The 22,939-nt window shown below is 68.2% G+C and carries 24 protein-coding genes and 1 tRNA gene; 16 read left to right on the top strand and 9 right to left on the bottom strand.

The features are described from left to right. The first annotated feature begins 15 nt into the window (after positions 1–15). The 5 genes from E7T09_RS04755 to E7T09_RS04735 all read left to right on the top strand — a co-directional run bounded on the left by E7T09_RS04755 (position 16) and on the right by E7T09_RS04735 (position 3,985). Positions 16–597, top strand: coding sequence for a 3-isopropylmalate dehydratase small subunit (locus tag E7T09_RS04755; RefSeq protein WP_136387959.1), 582 nt, complete (start codon positions 16–18; stop codon positions 595–597). Then, on the top strand, positions 590–1,648 hold the full coding sequence (gene leuB, locus E7T09_RS04750) for a 3-isopropylmalate dehydrogenase (RefSeq protein WP_136387958.1): 1,059 nt from the start codon (positions 590–592) through the stop codon (positions 1,646–1,648). Before E7T09_RS04755 ends, leuB begins: the two co-directional genes overlap by 8 nt. A 139-nt stretch (positions 1,649–1,787) precedes the next feature. Further along, entirely contained in the window at positions 1,788–2,099 is a 312-nt protein-coding gene (locus E7T09_RS04745; RefSeq protein WP_136387957.1) for a hypothetical protein, read from the top strand. Positions 2,100–2,131: 32 nt separating this feature from the next. After that, positions 2,132–3,583 (top strand): PLP-dependent aminotransferase family protein, encoded by a 1,452-nt coding sequence (locus tag E7T09_RS04740; protein ID WP_136387956.1) that lies wholly within the window; start codon positions 2,132–2,134, stop codon positions 3,581–3,583. Positions 3,584–3,619: 36 nt separating this feature from the next. After that, positions 3,620–3,985, top strand: a complete 366-nt coding sequence (locus E7T09_RS04735) for a hypothetical protein (protein WP_136387955.1) — start codon at positions 3,620–3,622, stop codon at positions 3,983–3,985. Positions 3,986–4,090: 105 nt separating this feature from the next. On the opposite strand, the gene rpsT is transcribed toward E7T09_RS04735, so the two are convergent. Next, positions 4,091–4,366, bottom strand: coding sequence for a 30S ribosomal protein S20 (gene rpsT / locus E7T09_RS04730; RefSeq protein WP_136387954.1), 276 nt, complete (start codon positions 4,364–4,366; stop codon positions 4,091–4,093). Positions 4,367–4,572: 206 nt separating this feature from the next. On the opposite strand from rpsT, the gene E7T09_RS04725 reads away from it, so the two are divergent. The 3 genes from E7T09_RS04725 (at position 4,573) to E7T09_RS04715 (ending at position 6,096) form a co-directional block, all read left to right on the top strand. Then, positions 4,573–5,124 (top strand): RecX family transcriptional regulator, encoded by a 552-nt coding sequence (locus E7T09_RS04725; protein ID WP_136387953.1) that lies wholly within the window; start codon positions 4,573–4,575, stop codon positions 5,122–5,124. Between the two features lie 124 nt (positions 5,125–5,248). After that, positions 5,249–5,325, top strand: a tRNA-Pro gene (locus tag E7T09_RS04720). A 72-nt stretch (positions 5,326–5,397) separates the two neighbouring features. After that, positions 5,398–6,096, top strand: coding sequence for a metallophosphoesterase (locus tag E7T09_RS04715; protein ID WP_136387952.1), 699 nt, complete (start codon positions 5,398–5,400; stop codon positions 6,094–6,096). Between the two features lie 12 nt (positions 6,097–6,108). Here E7T09_RS04715 and E7T09_RS04710 read toward each other — a convergent pair whose 3' ends face one another. Beyond that, on the bottom strand, positions 6,109–6,675 hold the full coding sequence (locus tag E7T09_RS04710; RefSeq protein ID WP_136387951.1) for a phosphatase PAP2 family protein: 567 nt from the start codon (positions 6,673–6,675) through the stop codon (positions 6,109–6,111). A gap of 35 nt (positions 6,676–6,710) precedes the next feature. Then, entirely contained in the window at positions 6,711–7,445 is a 735-nt protein-coding gene (locus tag E7T09_RS04705; RefSeq protein WP_136387950.1) for a metallophosphoesterase, read from the bottom strand. 55 nt (positions 7,446–7,500) lie between these two features. On the opposite strand from E7T09_RS04705, the gene E7T09_RS04700 reads away from it, so the two are divergent. Genes E7T09_RS04700 through E7T09_RS04690 form a run of 3 tightly spaced genes read left to right on the top strand, consistent with a single transcriptional unit; the run spans position 7,501 to position 10,153 of the window. Beyond that, positions 7,501–8,667: a low temperature requirement protein A gene (locus E7T09_RS04700; protein WP_168734700.1), complete on the top strand. Its 1,167-nt coding sequence runs from the start codon at positions 7,501–7,503 to the stop codon at positions 8,665–8,667. Between the two features lie 33 nt (positions 8,668–8,700). After that, the gene (locus tag E7T09_RS04695) at positions 8,701–9,150 is read left to right on the top strand and encodes a MerR family transcriptional regulator (protein WP_136387948.1); all 450 of its coding nucleotides are present in this window, start codon (positions 8,701–8,703) and stop codon (positions 9,148–9,150) included. Between the two features lie 10 nt (positions 9,151–9,160). After that, positions 9,161–10,153 carry an aldo/keto reductase gene (locus E7T09_RS04690; RefSeq protein WP_136387947.1) on the top strand — a complete coding sequence of 331 codons (993 nt, stop codon included), beginning with the start codon at positions 9,161–9,163 and terminating at the stop codon, positions 10,151–10,153. A 97-nt stretch (positions 10,154–10,250) separates the two neighbouring features. Here E7T09_RS04690 and E7T09_RS04685 read toward each other — a convergent pair whose 3' ends face one another. The 4 genes from E7T09_RS04685 to E7T09_RS04670 form a co-directional block, all read right to left on the bottom strand. Further along, complete coding sequence (locus E7T09_RS04685) at positions 10,251–10,841, bottom strand: response regulator transcription factor (protein ID WP_136387946.1); 591 nt, start codon at positions 10,839–10,841, stop codon at positions 10,251–10,253. A gap of 71 nt (positions 10,842–10,912) precedes the next feature. Next, positions 10,913–11,947: a S1C family serine protease gene (locus tag E7T09_RS22410; RefSeq protein WP_255578404.1), complete on the bottom strand. Its 1,035-nt coding sequence runs from the start codon at positions 11,945–11,947 to the stop codon at positions 10,913–10,915. Between the two features lie 94 nt (positions 11,948–12,041). Next, positions 12,042–12,533 carry a GNAT family N-acetyltransferase gene (locus tag E7T09_RS04675; RefSeq protein WP_136387944.1) on the bottom strand — a complete coding sequence of 164 codons (492 nt, stop codon included), beginning with the start codon at positions 12,531–12,533 and terminating at the stop codon, positions 12,042–12,044. A 113-nt stretch (positions 12,534–12,646) separates the two neighbouring features. Continuing rightward, entirely contained in the window at positions 12,647–13,363 is a 717-nt protein-coding gene (locus tag E7T09_RS04670; protein ID WP_205746940.1) for a VIT1/CCC1 transporter family protein, read from the bottom strand. A 124-nt stretch (positions 13,364–13,487) separates the two neighbouring features. On the opposite strand from E7T09_RS04670, the gene E7T09_RS04665 reads away from it, so the two are divergent. After that, complete coding sequence (locus E7T09_RS04665; RefSeq protein WP_136387943.1) at positions 13,488–14,420, top strand: histone deacetylase; 933 nt, start codon at positions 13,488–13,490, stop codon at positions 14,418–14,420. On the opposite strand, the gene E7T09_RS04660 is transcribed toward E7T09_RS04665, so the two are convergent. Beyond that, on the bottom strand, positions 14,413–15,306 hold the full coding sequence (locus tag E7T09_RS04660) for a TAXI family TRAP transporter solute-binding subunit (protein WP_136387942.1): 894 nt from the start codon (positions 15,304–15,306) through the stop codon (positions 14,413–14,415). The two genes, E7T09_RS04665 and E7T09_RS04660, sit on opposite strands and share 8 nt — an antisense overlap. Positions 15,307–15,682: 376 nt before the next feature. Between E7T09_RS04660 and E7T09_RS04655 the strand changes: the two genes are divergently transcribed. Together E7T09_RS04655 and E7T09_RS04650 are read left to right on the top strand one after the other, a co-directional pair. Next, a complete protein-coding gene (locus E7T09_RS04655; RefSeq protein ID WP_136387941.1) occupies positions 15,683–17,296 on the top strand; it encodes a peptide chain release factor 3 in 1,614 nt (537 codons plus the stop codon). A gap of 54 nt (positions 17,297–17,350) precedes the next feature. Next, positions 17,351–17,914, top strand: coding sequence for a C39 family peptidase (locus E7T09_RS04650; protein ID WP_240741606.1), 564 nt, complete (start codon positions 17,351–17,353; stop codon positions 17,912–17,914). 45 nt (positions 17,915–17,959) lie between these two features. Here E7T09_RS04650 and E7T09_RS04645 read toward each other — a convergent pair whose 3' ends face one another. After that, positions 17,960–19,474, bottom strand: a complete 1,515-nt coding sequence (locus tag E7T09_RS04645) for a glycine--tRNA ligase (RefSeq protein WP_136387940.1) — start codon at positions 19,472–19,474, stop codon at positions 17,960–17,962. 453 nt (positions 19,475–19,927) lie between these two features. On the opposite strand from E7T09_RS04645, the gene E7T09_RS04640 reads away from it, so the two are divergent. Together E7T09_RS04640 and E7T09_RS04635 are read left to right on the top strand one after the other, a co-directional pair. After that, positions 19,928–20,563: a hypothetical protein gene (locus E7T09_RS04640; protein ID WP_136387939.1), complete on the top strand. Its 636-nt coding sequence runs from the start codon at positions 19,928–19,930 to the stop codon at positions 20,561–20,563. Positions 20,564–20,739: 176 nt separating this feature from the next. Continuing rightward, a complete protein-coding gene (locus E7T09_RS04635) occupies positions 20,740–22,920 on the top strand; it encodes an ATP-binding domain-containing protein (protein WP_370293706.1) in 2,181 nt (726 codons plus the stop codon). Positions 22,921–22,939: the final 19 nt, after the last annotated feature.

Here is a 22,939-nt window from a genome sequence, read left to right as displayed (position 1 = left end):
CTCAAAGGAGTGCCCATGACCACCGTCCACGTGTTCGGCCGTGACCACATCAACACCGACGAGATCATCCCTGCCCGCCACCTGACCACCGACGTGGAAAGCGAACTCGCCAAATTTGCCATGGAGGACTACGACAAGGACTTCGTGCGGCGCGTGCAGCCCGGCGACATCATCGTGGCCGGCGCGGACTTCGGATGCGGCAGCAGCCGCGAGCATGCCGTGTGGGCGCTGCGCGGCGCGGGCGTGTCGGCCGTGATCGCCCCGAACTTCGCGCGCATCTACTACCGCAACTGCATCAACAACGGCTTCCTGGCACTGGAATGCGACGGCATCGTCGAGGCCTTCCAGGACGGTGACCCGGCCGACCTGAACCTCACGGCTGGGACTGTCACCAACACCCGCACCGGGCAGAGCCTGACCTTCGTCCCCGTGCCGCAGTTCGCGCTGGACGTGCAGAAGGCCGGCGGCTGGCTGGAGTACATGAAGGCCCACGACCAGGCGGCGCTGGAAGCCGAGACGCTGGACGCGCACTCCACCCAGGCCGGTCACGGACATGCCGGTCACGAGGCCGCCCCACAGGAGGAGCAGCATGCCTAAAGTCGTCACGCTGCCCGGCGACGGGATTGGCCCAGAGGTGACGGCCGCAGCCGTGCAGGTGCTGCGTGAGGTCGCGCCGGACGTGAGCATCGAGGAGCACGCCATCGGCGGAATTGCGTACGACACGCACGGCGATCCCTTCCCGCAGGTCACGCGCGACGCCCTGCAAGGTGCCGACGCCGTGCTGCTGGGCACCGTCGGCGGCGCGCAGGACAGCGTGTGGAACACCCTGCCCCGCGCCATGCGCCCGGAAAGCGGACTGCTCGCGCTGCGCAAGGCCCTCGGCTGTTACGCCAACCTGCGGCCGGTGCGGGTGCAGCCGGGCCTGGAACACCTCTCGCCGCTGAAGGCGGAGCTCGCGCGCGGCGTGGATATCCTGATCGTGCGCGAGTTGCTGGGCGGCGTGTACTTCGACGGTGACCGCAAGATCGACGGTAGCGTGGCCTACAACACCATGCGCTACACGACGCCCGAAGTCGAGCGCGTGGCCCGCGTGGCGTTCTGGGCGGCCGAGCAGCGCAAGGGCCGCGTCACCAGCGTGGACAAGGCGAACGTGCTGGAGGTCAGCGAGCTGTGGCGGCGCGACGTGACCGCTCTGCGGGACCGGGAGTACCGCAGCATCCACCTGAACCACGAATACGTCGATTCGGTCGCCATGCTGATCGTGTCCGATCCCAGCCGCTACGACGTGATCGTTACCGAGAACCTCTTCGGGGACATCCTCAGCGACCTCGCCGCCGTGATACCCGGCAGCCTTGGCTTGATGCCCAGCGCGAGCCTGGGGGACGGGGCAGGCCTGTTCGAGCCCATTCACGGCAGCGCCCCGGATATTGCCGGGAAGGGCATTGCCAACCCGGCCGCCGCGATCATGAGCGCCGGCATGCTGCTCCGGCACGGTCTGAAGCGCCCGGACGCGGCGAACCAGATCGACCGGGCGGTGGCCCTGGCCCTGCGCCAGCAGCCCACCCGTGACCTGGGCGGCACCGCCGATACGGCCAGTTTTACGCGTGCCGTGCTCGACGCGCTGGAGACTTCCCCCGCCGTCGGCTAGGCGACCACACGCAGGGGCAGGGGAGACGACCTCCTCTGCCCCTTTCTGTTTCCCAGTGGGATCCTCACAGGCGGCCTGACCGGGCCATCTCGTTTATGCGGCACAGTGTGCGGCCCTGATTTCGGCGCATGCTGTGGCCATGAGCGACCCTGCGGTGAACTTCCCCGCCCCGAAACGGATCCCGTACCCCGGCGGCTGTGTGCTGGAACCCGGTCCATTCGCCCTGGACTACCTCCTGACGTGGCCCGCCGAGGTGACCGTGCACGGACGGCCGCTCGGCACCCGGCCGGTCTACCCGTTCCTGCGTGCCCTGCTGGCCGATCCGGCGGCACACGGAGTCACTCCGGCGGAGGCGCTGGCCGCCCGCGACCGCTTCCTCACCCTGGCTGGACAGGCGCTGGAGGCCGAGGGCGGCCAGCCATCATGGCTTGAACGGGAGTTCGGACGCTGACCGGCACCCCCGGCCAGGAACGCTGGGAGGCGGTGCGGCTGCTCGACGCCCATCCAGGCGAGGCGCTGCACACCTGCGTGGCGCGCAGCCTGAGGGACGTGCTGGCCCGTGGGATTCTGCCGGAAGGAACCCGGCTGCCCGGACACCGCCGCCTGGCAGCGCACCTTGGCGTGTCGCGCAACACGCTGGTCGACGCGCTTACCCAGTTGCAGACGGAGGGATTCCTGAGGGTCATGGGCCGGAGTGGCACGCTGGTCAGTCTGCCGCCCATCGACCTGTCGGGCGACTACCCCAGAGAATCCCTGCCCCTGAGCGACTGGGCCACGCGGGTGCTCCGGGAACGGCCAGCCGGTGAATCCGGTGACTTCCACGTGGATTTCAGGCTCGGCCAGGACGTTCCTGAGCTGTACCCCGAGGTGGCCTGGACGCAGGCCCTGGCGAGGCGAGCGGGCGAGGCCGGGCGATCCCAGCGCCACAGCGACCCCCTCGGCCCGCTGGAGACGCGGCGGGCCCTGTCCGCATACTTGAACGCCGAACGTGGTGCCCGAGTGACGCCCGACATGGTGATGCTCACGGCGGGTACCCAGGCGGCGCTCGATGCCCTGGCCCGCGTGTTCCTGCAACGCGGCCGGAGTGTCGCCATCGAGGATCCCACCTACGCCGGAGCCCGCGCGGCGCTCGCCGCCACCGGAGCAGAGATCCACCCCGTTGCAGTCGATGCCGAGGGGCTGCACCCCGGCCACCTGCCCGGCGCCGCCACGCTGGTGTACGTCACACCGGGATGCCAGTACCCGACCACGGCCACCCTGCCCGCGTCCCGGCGCCAGGAGCTGATCGGGTGGGCCCGGCGCGTCCACGCCCTCATCCTGGAGGACGATTACGCCGCGGATCTCCACCACACGGATCGGGTACCGGCGGTGTTGCAGGGGCTCGCCCCGGAGCGCACGCTCCTGCTGGGCACCTTCAGCAAGGTGCTGGCCCCCGCCACCCGGAGCGGCTTCCTGGTCGCTCCGCCCGAGGTGGTGTCCGTCCTGGCGGCCACCCGAACCCTCACAGATCGGGGGCCCGGAACGCTCGACGCGCTGGCCCTCGGGGATGTCCTGGCGTCGGGCGCGTATGCCCGGCACCTGCGCCGGGTGCGTCCCTTGATCCGCGAGCGGCACGAGGCCCTACTCTGCGCGCTCGCGGAGTTCCTGCCCGGTTGGCCCGTCCGGGCGGCCAGGGCGGGCCTGCACATCTACCTGCCCCTGCCTGCCGGTCTCCAGGAACTGGACGTCACGCAGCGCGCGACGGGCTGGGGCGTGGGCCTCACCCGCCAGGGCCCCCTGACCGGGGGCAGTCATCAACCCGCCGTGCTCCTGGGCTTCGCACACCTGGCTCCAGATGCCCTCAGGGACGGTGTTCAGCGACTGGCCTGCGCTCTGGACGGCCTGCCCGGTGTTGCTGCGCCCCGCCGTGGCGCCTCGCCACCCGCGCGGGTGTAAGCGGACTGTCCGGCCGCGCACGTTACACTGACCCGGATGCGGCTGCTTGTCGTTGCCCTGGCTCTGGTGCTGACGCTGATGTATTTCACGTTCGGCCTTCGGTTCGGCTACGTGACCCTGACCCCCACCTACATGTTCGGCGCGAGCGGCACCAACCGCTACACCTATCAGATCTATGAACCGAACCAGACGGTAGGGGTGGAGGGCAGTTGCACGGTTCGCTCGGGCGAGGTGACACTCCGCCTGCTCGATCCCAAGGGGTCGCAGGTGGCCGGACAGTCCTGTCCCAAGGGCAGCTGGGGGCTGAAACTGGTGGCGACCGGTGACCCGGGCCGATACACGCTGGAAATCGAAATGAAGAAGTTCAGCGGCGTGATGGATCTGAAGGAAACGCGCAAGTAACTCCCTGACCCTTTACGCCCCTGAATCGGCGGTAGACGCCAATGAAAAAGACACGATCCACGACCGTGTCCAGAGTTGAACTGCAAAGTTTAAATGGTGCTGGTTTCAGGCCTGCTGGGCGGCCTTGGCCTTGTTGATCGCCTTCGCCAGGCGGCTCTTCTTGCGCGCGGCGGTGTTCTTGTGGATGGTGCTGCCCTTGGCGGCCTTGTCGATCAGGCTCTCGGCCTTGCTCTGCGCAGCGGCCACATCGGCACCGGCCGTCACAGCTTCCAGGGCCTTCTTGCTGTAGGTCTTGATGGTGCTCTTGCGGCTGCGGTTGACCAAGCGGCGCTTGAGGCTCTGGCGGTGGCGTTTCTGGGCGGACTTGTGACGTAGGGCCATGTTCGTTTCTCCTGTTCTCCCACCAGCCCGTTCCGGGGGTGGGGCGGTTCCCGCCGGAGTTGGTTCCGGGGGAACGCGAGCGCCGGAAGGGAATCTTCCGCGCGCCTGCGCGCACACCTGGGCTGGCGCAGGGCTCCCACCTGTCGGATGGCAACCTCGTGACTATACCCGCAGTGGCGTGAACCCGCAAGCACGATACTGAGGGGGTGCGCCGTTCCCGTCCCGCCACACCGACCGCCGAGCGGCCCCCGCTGAGTCCGCAGGAGGCCCGCGACGCCCTGCTCGCCTACGCCTTCCGGGCGTTGGGGGGCCGGGCGCTGACCGAGGCGGAACTGCGCGGCAAGCTGGAAGCGCGCAGCGATGATCCCGCCCTGGTGCAGGAGATCCTCGCCCGCGTGCAGGAACTCGGGTACCAGGACGACGCGCATGTGGCCCGCGCCGAGGGCCGACGCGCTACGGTCGGCCGGTACCGCGTGCGGCAGACCCTCAAGCGGCGGGGAGTGGCGGAGGACTTGATTCAGGAGACCGTGGAGGCGCGGGATTCGGAGGTGGAGTCGGCGTCCGCCCTGGCACTGCTGGAACGCCGCTGGCCGGCGCTGGCCCGCAAGCGCGATCCCCGAGCCAGCGCCTACGCGTTCCTCGCCCGCCGGGGCTTCGCCGGTGACGCGATCTGGCCTGCCATCCGGGCTGTCGTGGAGGCCCAGGGGGAAACCGACGGGGTGCCGGACGACGTCGAGCCGGAGCTTCCCGAGGAATGACTCAGGACGCTGCCGAGACGGACGATCCAGGCCGGAACGGCGGCGGCGGTGTGCTTGACGGGGGGGGGAGTGCCGCGTAGACTACGCCCTGCCCAGCGTCAAGGCCGGGTGGTGGTCGGGAGTTCGGGGCGTAGCGCAGCCTGGTAGCGCACGTCGTTCGGGACGACGGGGTCGGAGGTTCGAATCCTCTCGCCCCGACCACGCACACAGAGTCCTCCCCACCGTGGGAGGATTTTCTGTTTCCGCCCCGCTAGAGCCCCTCTTGGAGTCCACATGCGCGTGTATGCCATCGCTGACCTGCACCTCGCCACCGTCACGCCCAAACCCATGTCGGTGTTCGGGCCGCAGTGGGCGGAGCATCCGCAGGCCATCTACGACCGCTGGCGGGAGACCATCCGATCCGAGGATGTGGTGCTGCTCCCCGGCGACCTGTCGTGGGCCATGCGCCTCCCGGACGCCCTACAGGATCTGGCGACCATCGCTGACCTGCCGGGCACGAAGGTGCTGCTGCGGGGCAACCACGACTACTGGTGGCCGACCGCCGGCAAACTGCGGGCCGCCCTGCCGGCGGGCATGCTGGCCATCGTGAACGACGCGGTACGGGTGGGGAATGTCGTGGTGTGCGGCACGCGCGGGTGGCTCACGCCGGGCTATGAGCCGCTGGGCGAAGAGGATGCCCGCCTGCTCGCCCGCGAGGCCGAACGGCTGAAACTGAGCGTCCAGGCTGCGGAGCGACTGCGGCAACCGGGCGATCCTCTGATCCTGATGCTGCATTATCCGCCGGCCACGTCGCCGTACCCGCCGAATCCGCTGTCCCGCGTGATCGAGGACGCGCGCCCGGATCTGATCGTCTACGGGCACCTGCACGGCGTGCCCGTCGAACGCTCGCTGCGGCACCTGGCGGGAATTCCGGCCCACTTGGTCGCGGCCGACGTCCTGAAGTTCACCCCGAAACTGCTGCTGGACGTCTGAGTTGGGCCGAGGTCACTTCCGCGTGCTGGAGTGGGGAGTTGGGCGCAAGCCTGGAAGGATAGGACGGTTCGCCCAGGCAGTCGGATAGGGCCACAGGTGGGCCGCGCCGAGGCTCACGAGGGCAATCAGCACGCTGCCCAGCACGTCCAGCGTGTGGTGCGCGCCGATGCCCAGGCGGCCCAGGGCGATCAGCAGGACGCCCGCGGCGAAGGCCATCCAGGCCCGTCGGAACCGCCACGCGGCCCAGCCGGTGAGCAGGGCGGCCACCAGGGTGTGGTCGCTGGGGAAGCCGTTGTCGGCAGAGACGTGCGCCAGGGGCGTGTAGTGCTCGACCATATACGGCCGTGGGTCGATGACCACACGCACCAGCACCTGCGTGACCACCAGAGCCACGACGCCGGATACAAGTATCCGCGCGGCCAGTCGCCAGTCCAGCCGGTTCCGGTGCCGGACAGCCAGCGCAGTGAATCCTGCGACCTGCACGAACAGCAGGGCCGTTCCGCAGAAGACGGCCAGGTTGCGCAGGAAGGAACCCGAGGTGGCGGCGGTATGCAGGGCGTGCTGGAGCGGATCGGTCACGGCCGCTCAGTATCGCAGGCCGGGGAACATTCGGATCAACTGGGGTGTCCCGCCACCCACTCGGCCGCCGCCCAGCGGGCATGGGGCATGCCGCAGGCCAGGATGCCGCGCCGGATGTCCTCCACGTCATACCCGACGCGGCGGAAGGTCGGCACCCACTGGCCCTCCACCCGGTCGAGCAGCACGTACTCCGCGTGCGCGAGGTTCACGTAGCGGTCGCCGCGCTTCTCGAAGGGCAGCCCGACACTGCCCGGATTCAGGAGCTGCCAGCCGTCCAGTTCGCGGTGCAGGGCGCGGTGCGTGTGGCCGCCTATCCATACCGACTGCGTCCCGAAGACCGCGCGCAGTTCGTCCAGGCGGGCGACCGGCGTGTGCTCGGTGATCTCCTCGTCGTCCCGTGCGGGGCTGCCGTGAAAGCACAGGACATCTGCAATCTGCACCGTGCGTGCATACGACCTCACCACCTCCCGGTCGGCACCCGAGAGCTGCGCGGCGCTCCACTCGCCGATGTCGTGCATCTCACGCTCGTCCGGCAGGCCACGGGGCGTGAAGGGCCGCTCGGGGGTCAGCAGCTCGCGGTCGGCATTCCCGCTCACGACCGGGCAGCCCAGCTGGGCCACGCGCTGCACGCACTGGGCCGGCCAGGGCCCGTCCATGGCCACGTCACCCAGGCAGACCAGCGACTCGGCCCCCAGGGCGCGCATGTCGTTCAGTGCGGCACTCAGCGCGGGGAGGTTCCCGTGGATGTCGCCGAACACGGCCAGTCGCATACCCGAGTCTACGGGTCGCGCCAGGTGGGCGTGGCCGGTGCCGCATCATGATGGCATGACGTCCGCCCCAGCGCCACAGGCCCCGGAAGCCCCGCAGGCAGGTGTGCAGGGTGCCCGGCCGATCGAACTGTTCTTCGATCTGGTCTTCGTCTTCGCCGTCACGCAGCTCAGCGGCGTGGTCGCGCACCCGGCCGGGCCGGACACCTACGTCCAGGCGGCCCTGATGTTCCTGAGCCTGATGTGGATGTACGACGGCTACGTGTGGCTCAGCAGCAACCTGAGTTTCGATGGGGATCTGGACAGCTGGCTGTACTTCCTGGCCATGGCGGGGTTTCTGGTGATGGCCGTGGGCATCCCGGACGTGCGCGGGGCCGGTGGCCGGCCCTTCGGGCTGGGCCTGCTGCTCGTGACGGTCATCCACACCGTCATGTTCGCGCGCGTGCCGAACGCGAGTGCGCGGGCGATCCTGGGCATCGCACCGTTCAACGTGGCGTCGGCGGCGCTGGTGCTGGCCTCGACCTTAGCGTCCGGCGCGTTGCACTGGGCACTGTGGATCGGCGGGGTGGGCGTGCTGCTGCTGGCCACCGTGACCCGGCGCGAGCAGGCCTTCGAGTTGAGCCCGCAGCATTTCGTGGAACGCCACGGGCTGCTGATCCTGATCACCCTCGGGGAGAGCGTCATGGGCCTGGGGTTGGGCGTGCGCGGTCTGGTCCTGGATGGCCCCCGCCTGATCTACCTGCTGCTGGGCCTGCTGCTCGCCGCTCACCTGTGGTGGGGGTACTTCGGGCCGAACCACGACCGGGCCGAGCACCACTTCATCTCGGCCGCGCCGGAGCGCCGCAACCGCATGGCGCTGCTCGGCTTCGGGTACCTGCACATGGCCATGATGGCCGGGATCATCCTGTTCGCCGCCGCCGTCGAGGTCGGGGTGCATGAACCGGCACACCATACGCCGGGCGTGGGCGCGTGGAACCTCGCGTCGGGCCTCGCCCTGTTCTATGCCGGGCACGTGGCCTTCCGCCGGGTCATGGCAGTGGGATCGGGCTGGCTGCGCGTCCTGATCTCGGTGCTGTGCGGGCTGAGCGTGATCCTGGGACTCACGACCAGCGCGCTCGGGCAGCTCGTGGCCTGCGCGGCCGTGATCGTGGTCATCACGCTGCTGGAGGATTACGCTGGTCTCGACCGGGGCGCCACGGGTTCCGGGGCGGAGACCAGCCCTTGACTTCGAGCGCACTCGAAGGGGTACGGTGCGCCCATGCCCGAACCTCCCACCCAGTCCATCCGCGAGGCGGCTGCGTTCCTCGGCGTGAGTCCACACACCCTGCGCTACTACGACCGGGATGGACTCCTGACCGTGCCGCGCGACCCGACGGGCGAACGCCGGTACGGCGCCCAGGAACTCGGCTTCCTGAAGTTCCTGATCTACCTGCGCGGCACCGGCATGGGCATGGCCGGGCTGCGCGAGTACGCCGCGCTGGCCCGAGAGGGTGAGGGAACCGTCGAGGCCCGGCGCCAGCTGCTGATCCGTCACGAGGCGCAGGTCGCCGCACAACTGAACGACATGCACCGCGCCCTGGACGCCATCCGCGAGAAGATCGCACGCTACGACCGCCTGAACGACCAGTCCGCTTCCGCTCAAGGACACGGCCTGACACACCTTGATCCGTCGCCCGCCTCAGTACCGGCCCTGCCCCAGGGCATCTAAGGAGTTTGCTATGACCACGCTGCCGACCCGTCATCTCCGCGACCTGACCGTCTCCGCCCTCGGCCTGGGGTGCATGGGCATGAGCGCCTTCTACGGCCCCCTCGACCAGGACGAGAGCCTCCGCACCCTCGACCGGGCGCTGGAGCTGGGCGTGACCTTCTACGATACCGCCGACATGTACGGCCCGCACACAAATGAGGAACTCCTGGGCGGCTGGCTGCAGGGCAAACGCGACCGGGTGGTGCTGGCCACGAAGTTCGGCATCCAGGTCGATCCCGGTTCCCCCGGCGGACGGCGCATCAACGGCACGCCCGCCTATGTGAAACGGGCCATCGAGGGCAGCCTGAAGCGCCTGAACACCGATCACGTCGATCTGTACTACCTGCACCGCGTGGATGCCAGCACCCCCATCGAGGACACCGTCGGTGCCATGGCGGAACTCGTGCAGGCCGGACAGGTGCGGGCCATCGGCCTGTCGGAAGTCAGCCCCGAGACCCTGCGCCGGGCGAACGCCGTTCACCCCATCACCGCCGTGCAGAGCGAGTATTCCCTGTGGACGCGCGACCCGGAGGACGGCGTGCTGGCCACCTGCCGCGAATTGGGCGTGGGCTTCGTGCCGTACAGCCCCCTGGGACGCGGGTTCCTGACCGGGCAGATCCGCAGCCCCGAGGACTTCGCCCCGGACGACTTCCGCCGCCACAACCCCCGCTTCCAGGGTGACGCGTTCCAGAAGAACCTCGACCTCGTCGAGCAGGTCGGGGCGATTGCCGCCGAGAAGGGCTGCACGCCCGGCCAGCTTGCCCTGGCGTGGGTGCTGGCCCAGGGTGACGACCTCGTGCCCATTCCCGGCACCAAGCGCGTGAAGTACTTGGAAGAGAACCTCGGGGCGCTGGACGTGCAACTCAGCCCCTCCGACCTGGCCCGGATCGAGGCGGCCTTCCCCAAGGACGCGGCCTCGGGCACCCGCTACCCGGAAGCGACCATGAACAGCCTCAACGGTTGAACCTCCCCATACTGCCCTGACGGAGCTGGGCTCCACCACAACGAACTGGACGACGTGAATGGGCTGCGTCGTCCAGTTCGTTGTGATCCCGAGAGCGTTACACGCTGACCAGGCCGAGTGCGATGCCTCTGGCCACCGCTCCGGCGCGGCTCTGCACTCCAAGCTTGGAGTACAGAGCCTGCACGTGGAACTTCACGGTGCTTTCCGATACGCCCAGGTCGCGCGCGGCGCGTTTGTTGCTGAGCCCCTCGGCCAGCAGCGCCAGCACATCCCGTTCGCGGGGCGTGAGGGTGACGTCGCTGGTCAAGGCCGTGCTGGAGGTCGTGTCCTCGTCGTCCACCGGCCCATCGGGCACCAGCGCGGGCGGCAGCACCGCGAGGCCCGCCGCCGCGCCGAGCACCCCGGCCAGCAGTTCCGCTGGCGTGGCGTCGGCCGGCAGGGCGGCCCAGCCGCCCCCAGCCAGCTCCGGCAGCAGGGTCGCCCACACGGCCGAGCCCAGCGCGACCAGGGCCGACGCTCCCGCCAAATCGTCGGGTTCCGCCAGCCACGAGTCGTCCACGATCAGCACGTCCGCGTCGCCGGCGGCGCTCAGCCCGAAGCCGCTGAGCACCGACTGCACCCCAGCAGCGAGCATGGGTGAGCCCAGGGCAATCCGCACACTGGGGCGGAAGTCCTGGGCGTCGCTCATACCGGATGCTACGCCGTGACGGGGGAGGGCCGGGGAACCGTCATGGCCCCCGGTTCCCCTCGGAAGGGTGCTCAGCGTTCCCCGACCGGCACGCTCACGTCCTGTTCCTCGCCGCCCCGCAGGACGTGCAGGGTCACGGTCTCGCCCGCCCGGTCACGGATGCGGTCGAGCAGTTCACGCGGGTGCCGGATCACGTCGCCGTCCAGCGCGAGCAGGATGTCCCCGACCCGCACGCCCGCCTGCGCGGCGGGGCTGTCCGCCTCCACCTGCACCACCGTCAGACCCAGCCGCCCGCCGCGCCAGCCTTCCCGGCCACGGCCGCCCCAGCCCGGCCCACCCCACCCGGGGCCGCCCCAGCCGCCACGGCCACGCGGGCCGCCGTGCTCACGGCCGTGGTCGCGGTGGGGGCGTTCTCCCCGCGGCCCACGGTTCCGGCCGTCCTGGCGCTCATCTGCGGCCCGGTCGGGCTCGGGTGCCGCCTCCGGACGGGGTTCGCCGGGGAAGTGCACGGGTTGAGTGGACAGGCCCAGGAAGCCGCGCGGCACGCGGCCGGTCGAGTCGAGCAGGCCCGCCACTTTCAGGGCGCGGTCTGCCGGCACCGCCAGCAGGTCGCCGCGTGATACGCCCGCGTTCAGCACGCCGACCAGGCCGCCCCGCGCGTCCACGAGCGCGCCGCCGCTCACGCCGCGGAAGGGCGCGGCTCCGCTGGGCACCCAGCCCCGGTCAGGCCCGCGCCCGCTGGCGGCGCGTTCCATGAAGCCCAGGGTGGCCTGCACGCCGTGTTCCGGTCGGCCCACAGCGAGCAGCAGCTCACCCACGCGCACGTCCGCTCCCGCCGCCAGCGCGGGGGCGTTCAGGCCCGGCACCTTCAGCAGGGCCAGGTCGGTGGCCGGGTCGCGGCCCGCCACGGTCGCCGGAAGTTCCTGTCCGTCCGCGGTGACCACGGTCACGTCGTCCGCGTGCAGGACGTGTGCCACGGTCAATACCAGGCCGGCGCCGATCACGGTGCCACTGATAGGCCGTCCACCACGGACGGTCACGATGCTGCTGGACACGGTCTGTACCGCGTCCGCCAAATTGGTCGAGAGATCATTGAAGTTCGTCATGCCCATATGGTGCGTTCCGGGCCGGAAAAGCGCGCCGGGCGAACGGACGGGGCCCCGACCTGGCCGGATGGAGGGGAAGCCCCGCTGCGCAGGGTCAGCCGGGGTGCGTGATCCGGTAGCGCTGGACTGGCACGACCTCGCCCCGGTACGTGTCCAGGCCGTCACAGCCGTCCGCCACGAACCCCAGGTGGCGCATCAGCGCGTGCGACCGCCCATTCGGCTGATGCACCCGCGCCGTGACCTCAGCCAGTCCTGCCGTCCACGCCCAGGCGAGGGCCAGGGAACACGCGCGCCGGGCCAGGCCCTGTCCCCACAGGTCGCGGTTCCCGATGGCGATGCCCAGTTCCGCCGAATGCGCCGTGAGGTGGCCGAGATCCACGTAGCCGATCAGCCCACCGTTCCACATGATGCCCCAGCGGCGGAAGGTCGGATCGCCACCCGCGATGATCGCCTGCCAGTGCCGCCGCACGGTACGGGCGGACAGGCCCGGCGTCCAGTCGGCCGCGAGACAGAACTCGCGGTCGTTCGCCCAGCGCACGGCCACGTCCTCATCCCCAGCCTGCAGCGGGCGCAGGTGAACTGTCATGCCCTACATCCGGAGTAGCGGAAGCTTGGAAGGGAGCACACGGCTCCGGCCGTCGGCCCATGAACTCCGCGCCGACCCCGCCTCCCCGCCGTCATGCCCCATGATGCACCGACCTACGCGCCGCCTGCCCCCGACACAGCCCGCGCAATCAGGAAGGCCACGCCGGAGGCCGCCGCCCCGACGAGCATCGTCTGCAGAGCGCTGCTCCACACGGGCGTGCCGGTGAAGCGGCCCTTCAGCGCGCCGAATACGAAAAGGGCTACCAGCGTCACGGCCACGGACACCAGCAGCGCCTGCGTCAGCGGCAACCGCGTGGCATACGGCGCGAGGGGAATGATGCCGCCCGCGACGTACGACAGGCCAATGGTCACCGCCGAGCGCAGCGCCCGCCTGGGATCGGGTTCGTCCAGGCCGAGTTCCTCCTTCATCATGAACTCCACCCAGGTCGCGCGGCGGCCCACGATGGCCTGCGTGGCGGCCTCCAGCGGCTCGCCTGCCAAACCGTAGCCGGCGAAGATGTCCCGGACTTCCTGCACCTCCGCGTCGCGTTTTTCGTCGATCTCGCGTTCCTCGCGGGCCCGTTCGGACACGTACGAGTCGTGGGCACTGCGCGCCGCGAGGTAGCCGCCGAGCCCCATGGCGATGCTGCCAGCGGCCATCTCCGCAATCCCGGCGATCAGCACCACATGCCCGCTGGCGACCGCCCCGGACAACCCCGCCGCGAGGGCGAAGGGCACGGTCAGGCCGTCGCTCATGCCGATCACGATGTCGCCCACGGTCTCCGAACCGGTGAAGTGCGTTTCCCTGTGCCCCGTCACTGCTCTGTACATGCGCGACCTCCCCTGACGCCTGATCTCCCAGGGCTATCACCCGGTCGGAAAGCCGAGCAACCCACTGGGTTTACACGGCGAGCTGCACTCCACATCCCCACGCGGATCGGCTCTAGCCTGATGCGTGCCGGACGTCCCGCCACCCTTTCGGGCTTACACTCCCTTCCGCCGGGCGGCGTACACGGCCGGGCCGGCGCCGCGTCGGCAGTTCCTGCCAAGGGAATTCATCGCGCCACTGCTGGAGCAGGCCGCCGCGCGTCTGCCCCTAGTGGACGCCCCGGATCTGGACTGGGCAGTGGCCGAGCGCGTGCACGATCCCGCGTACCTGCACCGCTGGCAGGCTGGCCAGGTCACGCGCCAGGAGGAACGCGCCCTGGGGTTCCCGTGGAGTCCGGCCGTCGTGGAGCGGAGCCTGGGCAGCAGCGGCGCGACCCTGGCCGCCACCCGCGACGCCCTGACCCGCGGCCTGGGCATCAACCTGGGTGGCGGCACCCACCACGCCTACGCCGATCACGCCGAGGGCTTCTCGTTCCTGAACGACGTGGCGATCAGCGCCTGCTGGCTGCTGGACACCGCGCAGGCGCGGCGCATCCTGATCCTCGACCTGGATGTACACCAGGGCAACGGCACGGCCGCCATCTTCAACGCTGAGGCGCGCGTGCTGACGGTCAGTGTGCACGCACAGGGCAACTACCCGTTCCGCAAGGAGAATAGCGACCTGGATGTTTCCCTACCAGACGGTACTGAGGACGCCGCGTACCTCACGGCCCTGGACACCCAGATCGCGCCTGTGGTGGCCGCCTTCCGACCGGACTTCGCGTTCTACCTTGCCGGCGCGGATGTGCTGGCGGGCGACCAGCTCGGGAGGCTGTCCCTCACGCTGGAAGGTCTTCGGGCGCGCGACGACCGTGTGTACCGCTGGGCGGTGCGGGCCGGAGTGCCCCTGGTTTCGGTCATGGCCGGGGGCTACCACCGCGAACCGGGAACCCTGATCGCCGCGCGACTGGGCACGCTGGACGCGGCGCTCGCGGCGTACGCACCGGGACTGGTTACTTGAACCAGGGCCAGTCTTGTTCCTTGAACGTCACCTCGTTCCACTTGGGATGGAAGCCCTGCGTCTCATGCAACTCCGTCAGTTTCGACAGGGTACACTTCTGGTAGTTCAGCAGGGCCGTGCGGCGCTCCGGGGTCTTGAAGTCGCGAGTGACCAGAATGCGCTGCACGGCGTAGGTGCCCACGCCGGAGCCGAGCTGCGGATAACGCAGGGTGGCCGGTTTGTAAAAGCCGTTCAGCGCCGCCTGCGGGATGTCCAGGGGCACCAGCGCGTACTTCGTGGCGTCGAGCGCCTTCACCCAATCGGCCGGCTGACCAACCACGGACAGCACGGCGTCGACCTGGCCGGCGGCCAGCGCAGCCAGCGTCTCCTCACGGCCCTTGAACTCCAGGATGGTCACGGCCACCCCGGCCTTCGCCTTCAGCACGTTCGAAGTCACGACGCTGCCGCCCCAGCTTCCAAGTTTCTTGCCTTTCAGGTCGCTGAACTTCGTGATGCCCGTGATGGTGGTCTTGCCGAAGATGTTCTTCTTTACCACGGGTTGCTTCGTGATCAGGTGGATCTCATCGAAGTTCAGGGGCAGCAGGGTCTTGAGTTCTCCGGCGCGCGGATCGTGGTCGATCTGGTCGCGGGCCTTGAGCACGTCGAGCTGCACGAAGGCCAGCGACACCTGGTTGTCGAGCAGCAGCTCCAGGCTCTCCACGCTGCCGGATGTCTGGCGCTGACGCAGGAACGAGGCGTTCGTGCATACCTTCCCGATGTCGCCGAACATGTCCGAGGCCGTGGAGCCCTTCGGACTGGTGGCCACGTCGAGGAAGACGGGTGTGGCGGCCGTGGCCAGCCCGCCCAGGCAGAGGGTGAATATCAGGCCGATTCGCGTGTGGGTCATGGTCGACGCTCCTTGGCGACGGCCCTGGATGGCGGCACGGTCGCACTGGGTGTACGTCATGCAAGCAAACGGACATCAGCCGCGTGTCAGCTGGGGGAGGGCCGGACGCGACCTCCGGTGAAGGGCGTCAGGGGACGGTGAAGTCGGACGGCACGTCATACCATCAGGCACGCTGCACTGGACGATGGACCACCTTGGTCGTCGGGTGCCTTCGGCCGCCCTCTCGCCATGGCGGGTGCTGGAATGTCGGGGCTCAACGCGCGGTATCATGATCCCATGACCGTTCTCCTCACGCCCCCCTAGCGAGAGTCGAGGACGCTGCCGTACCCACACCACCCACGTCCGGGCCGACCCACTGGCCCGCGCAGGAGCCCGTATGACCGCACCAGAACCCAATTCCACTGACCACCGGTTCGCCGCACTGGAGCATGAAATCGCGCGCCGCCGCACCTTCGCCATCATCTCGCACCCGGACGCCGGGAAGACCACGATCACCGAGAAGCTCCTGCTCTATGGAGGAGCGATTCAGGAAGCGGGGAGCGTGACCGCCAAGGAAGGACGCAGCCACACCAAGTCCGACTGGATGACCATCGAGCAGCAGCGCGGAATTTCTATCAGCTCCTCGGCGCTGACCTTTGAGTACGGGGGACGGCACATCAACCTGCTCGACACGCCGGGCCACCAAGACTTCAGCGAGGACACCTACCGCACGCTGACCGCCGCCGACAGCGCCATGATGGTGCTCGACGCCGCCCGTGGCGTGCAGACCCAGACCGAGAAGCTCTTCGCGGTCTGCCGCAACCGCCACATCCCGATCCTGACCTTCATCAACAAGATGGATCGTCCGGCCCTCGACCCGTTTGACCTGATCGCGCAGCTGGAGAACGTCCTGAAGATCACGGCCGTGCCGCTCACGTGGCCCATCGGGGACGGGCCGGACTTTAAGGGCGTGTACGACCTCCAGACCTCGCAGGTGCTCGCCTTCGAGCGTACGTCTGGCGGGAAGCACCGCGCGCCCATGCAGACGTCGGGCCTGGACGATCCGAAACTCGATGCGCTGGTCGGCAAGGATCTGGCCCGCAAACTCCGCGAGGACGTGGAACTGATCCGCGCGGCCATGCCCGAGTTCGACGCGGCCGAGTTCCTGACCGGGGAACTCACGCCCGTGTTTTTCGGGAGCGCCATGAACAACTTCGGCGTGGAGCACTTCCTGTCGAACTTCGTGGAACTGGCTCCCCCGCCCGGCCCGACCGACACCACCCTGGGCGAACGCGACCCGGAGGCGGGGTTCGCGGGGTTCATCTTCAAACTCCAGGCGAACATGAGCCGCGCGCACCGCGACCGCACTGCCTTCATGCGCGTCATGAGTGGGCACTTCGAGCGTGGCATGGACGTCACGCACACCCGCACCGGGCGCAAGCTGCGGCTGTCGCAGGCCCACACGTTGTTCGCCCAGGATCGCGAGCGCGTCGAGGATGCGTACCCCGGCGACATCGTCGGTCTCGTTAACCCCGGCGTGTTCCAGATCGGGGACGTGATCAGCGTGGATGCCAAGGTGCAGCTCCCCAGCTTTCCGCGCTTCACGCCGGAGACCTTCGCCACGCTGGGCCTCAAGGACGTCGGCAAGCGCAAAGCCTTCATGAAAGGCATCACGCAGCTCGCCGAGGAAGGCGTCGTGCAGGTCTTCTACCCGACCGACGGCGCCCGCGATCCCTACCTGGGCGCGGTCGGCCCCCTCCAGTTCGAGGTGTTCCAGGCCCGGTTGCTGGAGGAATACGGCGTGGACGTCGAACTGAACGTCACCAGTTACCAGCTGGTGCGCTGGCTGGCGGGCGATCCCAGCAACGTCGCCCGTTTTGCACGGCACGTCGAGGACGATCAGGGTCGCCCCGTCATGCTGTTCCGCAGCAAATATGATCTGGAGTACACCGCCGAGCAGCACCCGGAGATCGAGTTCCTGCCGCTCCCCAAAGACCTCACGCGGGTCTGAGAGCTGCGCAGATTTGACAGAAGACAGTGACGGCACCGGGCGTAGGCTGACCCGGTGCCGTTGTTCCGTTCGCTCCTCCTCGCTGCGCTGTTGCTCGGTGGAGCCCAGGCCGGGCCGCCCACGCCGACCGGCTACGTCCTCCAGGGGATGCCGCTCGTGCATCAGACCTACAACGCCTGCGGGCCGGCCAGCATCTCGCAGGTGCTCGCGTACTTCGGCCTGAACGTCACCCAGGCAGAAATCAGCCGCTTCACCCGGGCCAGCGACACCTCGTACATGACCGCGCAGGCCATCGTTACCTTTGCCCCGAAGGTCGGGATGGCCGCCCGCCTCTACACCAACGGGTCGCTTAACACCGTCCGGGCCGCCATCCGGCGTGGCCTGCCGCTGATCGCCCTGCAATCCCACATCACGTCGCAGGGCCATGTCATCCCACACTGGCGGGTGGTTGCCGGGTACGACGACGCCGCGCAGATGGTGTACCTGATGGATCCCCTCCTGGGGTACGTGAAGATGGGCTACGCCGACTTCACCCGCGTCTGGGCCGATCATCACGGACAGTTCGCGGTGATGTACCCGCCAAATCTCAGCGCGACAGTGCGGCAGGTCATCGGATAGAACAGCGGCCCGGATTCTGCGTCCGGGCCGAAGCTGTTTGAAAGGTCAGCGCAGTTTCGCCTGAATCCAGCGGCTCAGGTCGCTGATCTTCACGCGTTCCTGCGCGAGCGTGTCGCGGTCACGCACGGTCACGGTATCGACCAGGGCGGCGTCCTCACCCTTGCCCACCGTGTCGAAGTCCACGGTGACGCAGAACGGCGTGCCGACCTCGTCGTGGCGGCGGTACGCTTTGCCGATGTTGCCGCTGTCCTCGTACAGCACGCGGCCCAGGCCCAGGCCCTGAAGTTCGGCTTTGATCTTCTTCGCCACGTCAGTAATTTCTTCCTTGTTGCGGGCCAGGGGAATCACGGCAACCTTGATCGGGGCGAGGTGGGGCCGGAGCTTCAGTACGATCCGCTCGTTGCCGTTCTCCAGCGTCTCCTTCGTGAACGCCTCGCTCAGGATGGCCAGCAGGGCGCGGTCGACCCCGGCCGACGGTTCGATCACGAAGGGCACGACCGGCTTGTTCGTCTCGGGGTGCGGGATGGTCAGCTTGGCAATCGAGTCGGCGTTCTCCTCGACCCGCGCCACCAGGCCCAGTTCGCTCTGGTTTTTCGTGTGCGAGCCGAGGTCGTAGTCGCTGCGGTTGGCGATCCCCTCGATCTCCTCGTGGCCCAGGGTGGGGTAGTCGTACATCAGGTCGTAGGTGCGCTTGGAGTAGTGCGCGAGGTCTTCCTTGGGCACGTCCAGGATCTCGATCTTGCTGCGCGGCACGCCCTGGTCTTCCCACCACTTCAGGCGTTTTTCAAGCCAGTGCTGGTGCCAGTCCTCGTCGGTGCCGGGCACGACGAAAAACTCGATCTCCATCTGTTCCAGCTCGCGCACCCGGAAGATGAAGTTGCGCGGCGTGATCTCGTTGCGGAAGGCCTTGCCGATCTGGGCGATGCCGAAGGGCAGGCGGCGGCTGGTGCTGTCCACGACGTTCTTGAAGTTCGTGAAGATGCCCTGGGCGGTCTCCGGGCGCAGGTAGCCGTAGCTCTCATCGTCCGCGACCGGTCCGATGGTCGTCTTGAACATCATGTTGAACGGCTTGGGTTCCGTCCACTCGCCCACTTCACCGCTGAAGGGATCACGGACGCCGGCAGCGCGCAGCGCCTCGGACGCCTTGGCCGGGCTGGCATTCAGGGCGGCCACCACGGCCGGGAAGTTCTCGGCGCTCTGGCCCATGGCCTCCGCCACTTTTGCGATCACGTCGGCCTTCTGATCCTTGACCAGATGGTCCAGTCGGTAGCGCTTGTTGTTCTTCTTGTTGTCGACCATCGGGTCGCTGAAGGTCGCCTCGTGGCCGCTGTGGCGCAGCACCTGCCGGTGCATGATGATGCTGGCGTCCAGGCCTTCCATGTCGTCGCGCTCGTACACGTTCGCGCGCCACCACGCCGCCTTGATGTTGTTCTTCAGCTCCACACCCAGCGGGCCGTAATCGTAGAACCCTTGCAGGCCGCCGTAGATCTCCGAGCCCTGGAAGATAAAGCCCCGGCGTTTACACAGGCTGACGAGTTCTTCCATCGATGATGCCGGCATACGTGCTCCTTTTCGAGCGATACGGAAACGCCCCAGACGGCGACATCCTGCTCGCTCGTCTGGGGACGCAGACTGCTTCAAAAAAGCATTGCCACGCGGTTCCACCCCAGTTCCCGTCACCGCGCTCTGCGGCATGGCGGGCACTTTTGTGAGTTCAGCTCCCCGCTGCCCTTCCCGCGCTGTGATCCGCCCGACTTCCACCGTCTCGGGCTCGCTCGTGGTCACGCGGCGCGGTACTCCTGCGGATCGACGCCTGAGCGGTAGTGTGCGCCAAACGGGGAAGGATGGTCAAGGCGCTGCTTATGGAAGAGATTCATGGGAACATTTTGTTCCCCATCCACAGTTCGAGTGCTTGTACCGAGGATGGTTCGGTCTCATCCCGAAGGGTTGTCACATGAGGCAACGGGCCTTTCATCTTCATGTTAAGTTCACGTGGTGAAAAATTGTTCCCTCGTGGCTGTCCCATTCATTGCACTTCTTACGCTCAGTGCCTGTACGCCCATCGCCCGTGGTGCACAGGCGGACTACCCGATTGAGGCGCCGGACTCATTTAGCCCGGTTACCGTTCTGCCCGGCCAGTCCCTCTACGTCACCGTGCCCTATGCCCGTTCCTCCATTGAAAATGATCAGGAGTATGATGCGTACTTCGACGCCATCGAATTCGATTACAGCGCCGTTCGCATTAGCACCGACAAGGTGCCGGACGCCTACAGGGACGCGCCCTGGCTTACGCTGAAGAGCGTGGATGCCCCGGCCGGCATCACCGTAGCCCTCGTCAAGGCCAACATCGGTCGAGTGGTGAGCCAGACGAAGGTCAACGGCACCTCGGTGAATGTGAAGTACGGCGAACGCTTCCGCCTGCAGTACAAGATCAGCGTGGCCGCCGATTTCAAGGCTCCAGTCACTAACACCAGCGACACCGAGGCTCTAAGTCCCACCGCCGTAGAGGCGATGTCCAGCCTCTCCCCAGAACTGAAGGCGGTCATCGGTACCTACGGCGCGGACGTTACCAGGGCGAAACTCACCTTCGCGGACGCCACTGGAACGAAGAGTGCGATCCTGCGCATTTCCACGACCGCTCGCAAATAATTCACCACGCGGGAAGGGCTGCCGGACGAATCACGGCAGCCCTTCCTATGCATTCGTTCATAGCGTTCTCCTAGTCATAGGCAGGTCGGGAGTCTGATCTCCGCTACCACGAACTGAACGCGCCGACCATGGCGGGTGAACGGACAACTGTGCCCAGGCCGTCTATCCTGTGCCGGATGTCGTCGCGTTCTCCTGTCCGTCTGCCCGCGTATACGCCCCACCCTGACTTCGAACTGGAAAGTGATCACCTGGACGGCACGGTCGCGGCCATGCTGCGCCAGATCGAGTTCTGGGAAGACCGTGACAACCTGATGGGCGCCGACCTGGAGACCAGCATCATTCTGGGCGACGAGGCCGGGGAGCACGCGGCGATGCTGTCCCCGCATGTCAAGGAACCCTACTTCGGCTCGCTGAGGGTGCGGGTCGGCGGGCGCGAGCAGACGCTGTACATCGGCCGGCACGCCTTCCGCGACGTAAAGGGCCCGCACTCGGTGGTGTCCTGGGACTCGGAGGTCGGGAGCCTGTTCTACTCGGACGTGCTGGGCTGGACGCCGCGCAAGGGCGGTCAGGGCGTGATCCGCCGACGAAGGCAGCTGGACATCACGCAAAAGCAGCTGCTGCGCGTGACCGACCTGTACGACGAGGACACGGGGGGCGACACCGGCGGCCGTGAGGAAGTCCTGCTGCGCCGGCTGGAGGAAGGCAGCACGGCCGGAATGCGCGACGTGGTGGAAACGCTCCAGCCCGAGCAGAACGAGGCCATGCGCGCTCCGGTCGGGGTGCCCGTGATCATCCAGGGCGCGGCGGGCAGCGGCAAGACCACCATCGGCTTCCACCGGCTGTCGTGGTTGACGAACACCGACCGGGGCGTGCACCAGATCCGCCCGGAGGCGAGCATGGTGCTCATGCCGAACAAGGTGCTCGCCGCGTACGCCGGGCGCATCCTGCCGGAACTGGGACTGGGCGGCGTGAATGTCACCACGCCCGAGACGTGGGCGGTCGGGCTGCTCGGACTGGAGAAGCTGGAGGTCACCGATCGTACGTTGACGCTGCTGCTGACCGATCGGGACAACACCCGCCGGGCGCTGGCGTGGCGGCGCGCGAAACTGCTGGGCGACGCGCGGATGCTGGACGTGGTGCGCACGCACCTGTGGGCGCGCTTCAACGCGGGCATCACGGGACGCCAGCTCAGCGAGTCGGTCGAGATTCCTGGCCGCGACCTGGTTCAACTGACCCTCTCGGAGGCCGATCTGGCAGGCCTGCTGCGCGACGTCTTCGCGGCCGATCCGCTGGACGGTTACCGCGCCGGACTGAAGCGGCTTATCGAGGCCGAAGCGTTGCAGCGCCTGAATGTTCCCGAGGATGCAGAAGCGACCGTGCTGCGCCAGCTGGCGACCGGCATCCAGGCCATTCTGGGGCGGGTGTTCGCCAGCACTACGCCCGTCACGGAAACGCGGCGGCTGCTCGCCAGCCCCGAGGCCCTCGCGGTCAGTGGCCTGCTCACCGAACGCGAGATCGCCCTGCTCCAGACCGATCCCCTGAGTGGGATTCCCACCCCTCGCCGCGCCTACGCCGACGTCACCGAGATCCCCCTGATGCTCACCATGCAGGCCTTCATGGGGGGCATCGGGCGCAGCGTGGGGCGCACGCTGGAAGTCTTCGACCACGTGGTGCTCGACGAGGCGCAGGATTACAGCCCGCTCCTGTACGCGCTGCTGGCCCGCGCCACCCGCCCCGGCCACCTGACCGCCCTGGGGGACCTGAACCAGGGCATGCACGGCTACAAAGGCCCAAGTTCGTGGGAGGCCGTCCAGGCACAGCTTCCCGGCGCGCAGGTGCTCACCCTGAACCGCACCTACCGCTCGACCCGGCAGATCACCCAGCTCGGCGCGCGGATCGCCGCGACCTACAACCGCGCTGCCCAGGTGCAGGGCGTCGACCGCGACGGGGCCGAAGTCCAGCGCTACACAGCCCTCGCCAGCGAAACCGCCGAACTCACCCTGCTCGCCCAGGCCGTGAAGGACGCCCGGAACGCCGGTCACATGAATATCGCCATCGTCACCCGACGCGGCGTGGACGCCGACCGCCTGAGCGCCGCCCTGCGCGACCACGACACGGACGCCCAGCCCATCACCACCCAGGAGCACCGCTACGTCGGCGGCCTCGTGATCCTGCCCGTGAACCTCGCCAAGGGTCTGGAATTCAGCGCCGCCATCGTCGCCAGCGCGAATGCGGATACCTACGACGAGAGTACCGAGTACGAACGCCGCCTGCTGTACGTGTCGGCCAGCCGCGCCCTGCATTGGCTGGGGCTGGTCAGTGTGGGCGATCTGCATCCCCTGATCCGGGAAGGGTAGGCGATGAAGAACGCCGCCC

The sequence above is a fragment of the Deinococcus sp. KSM4-11 genome (assembly GCF_004801415.1).
In the GTDB taxonomy this organism is placed as follows: Bacteria; Deinococcota; Deinococci; order Deinococcales; family Deinococcaceae; genus Deinococcus.
The sequence above is the reverse complement of the archived record's forward strand: the minus strand, read 5'-3'. Positions and strand labels throughout refer to the sequence as shown.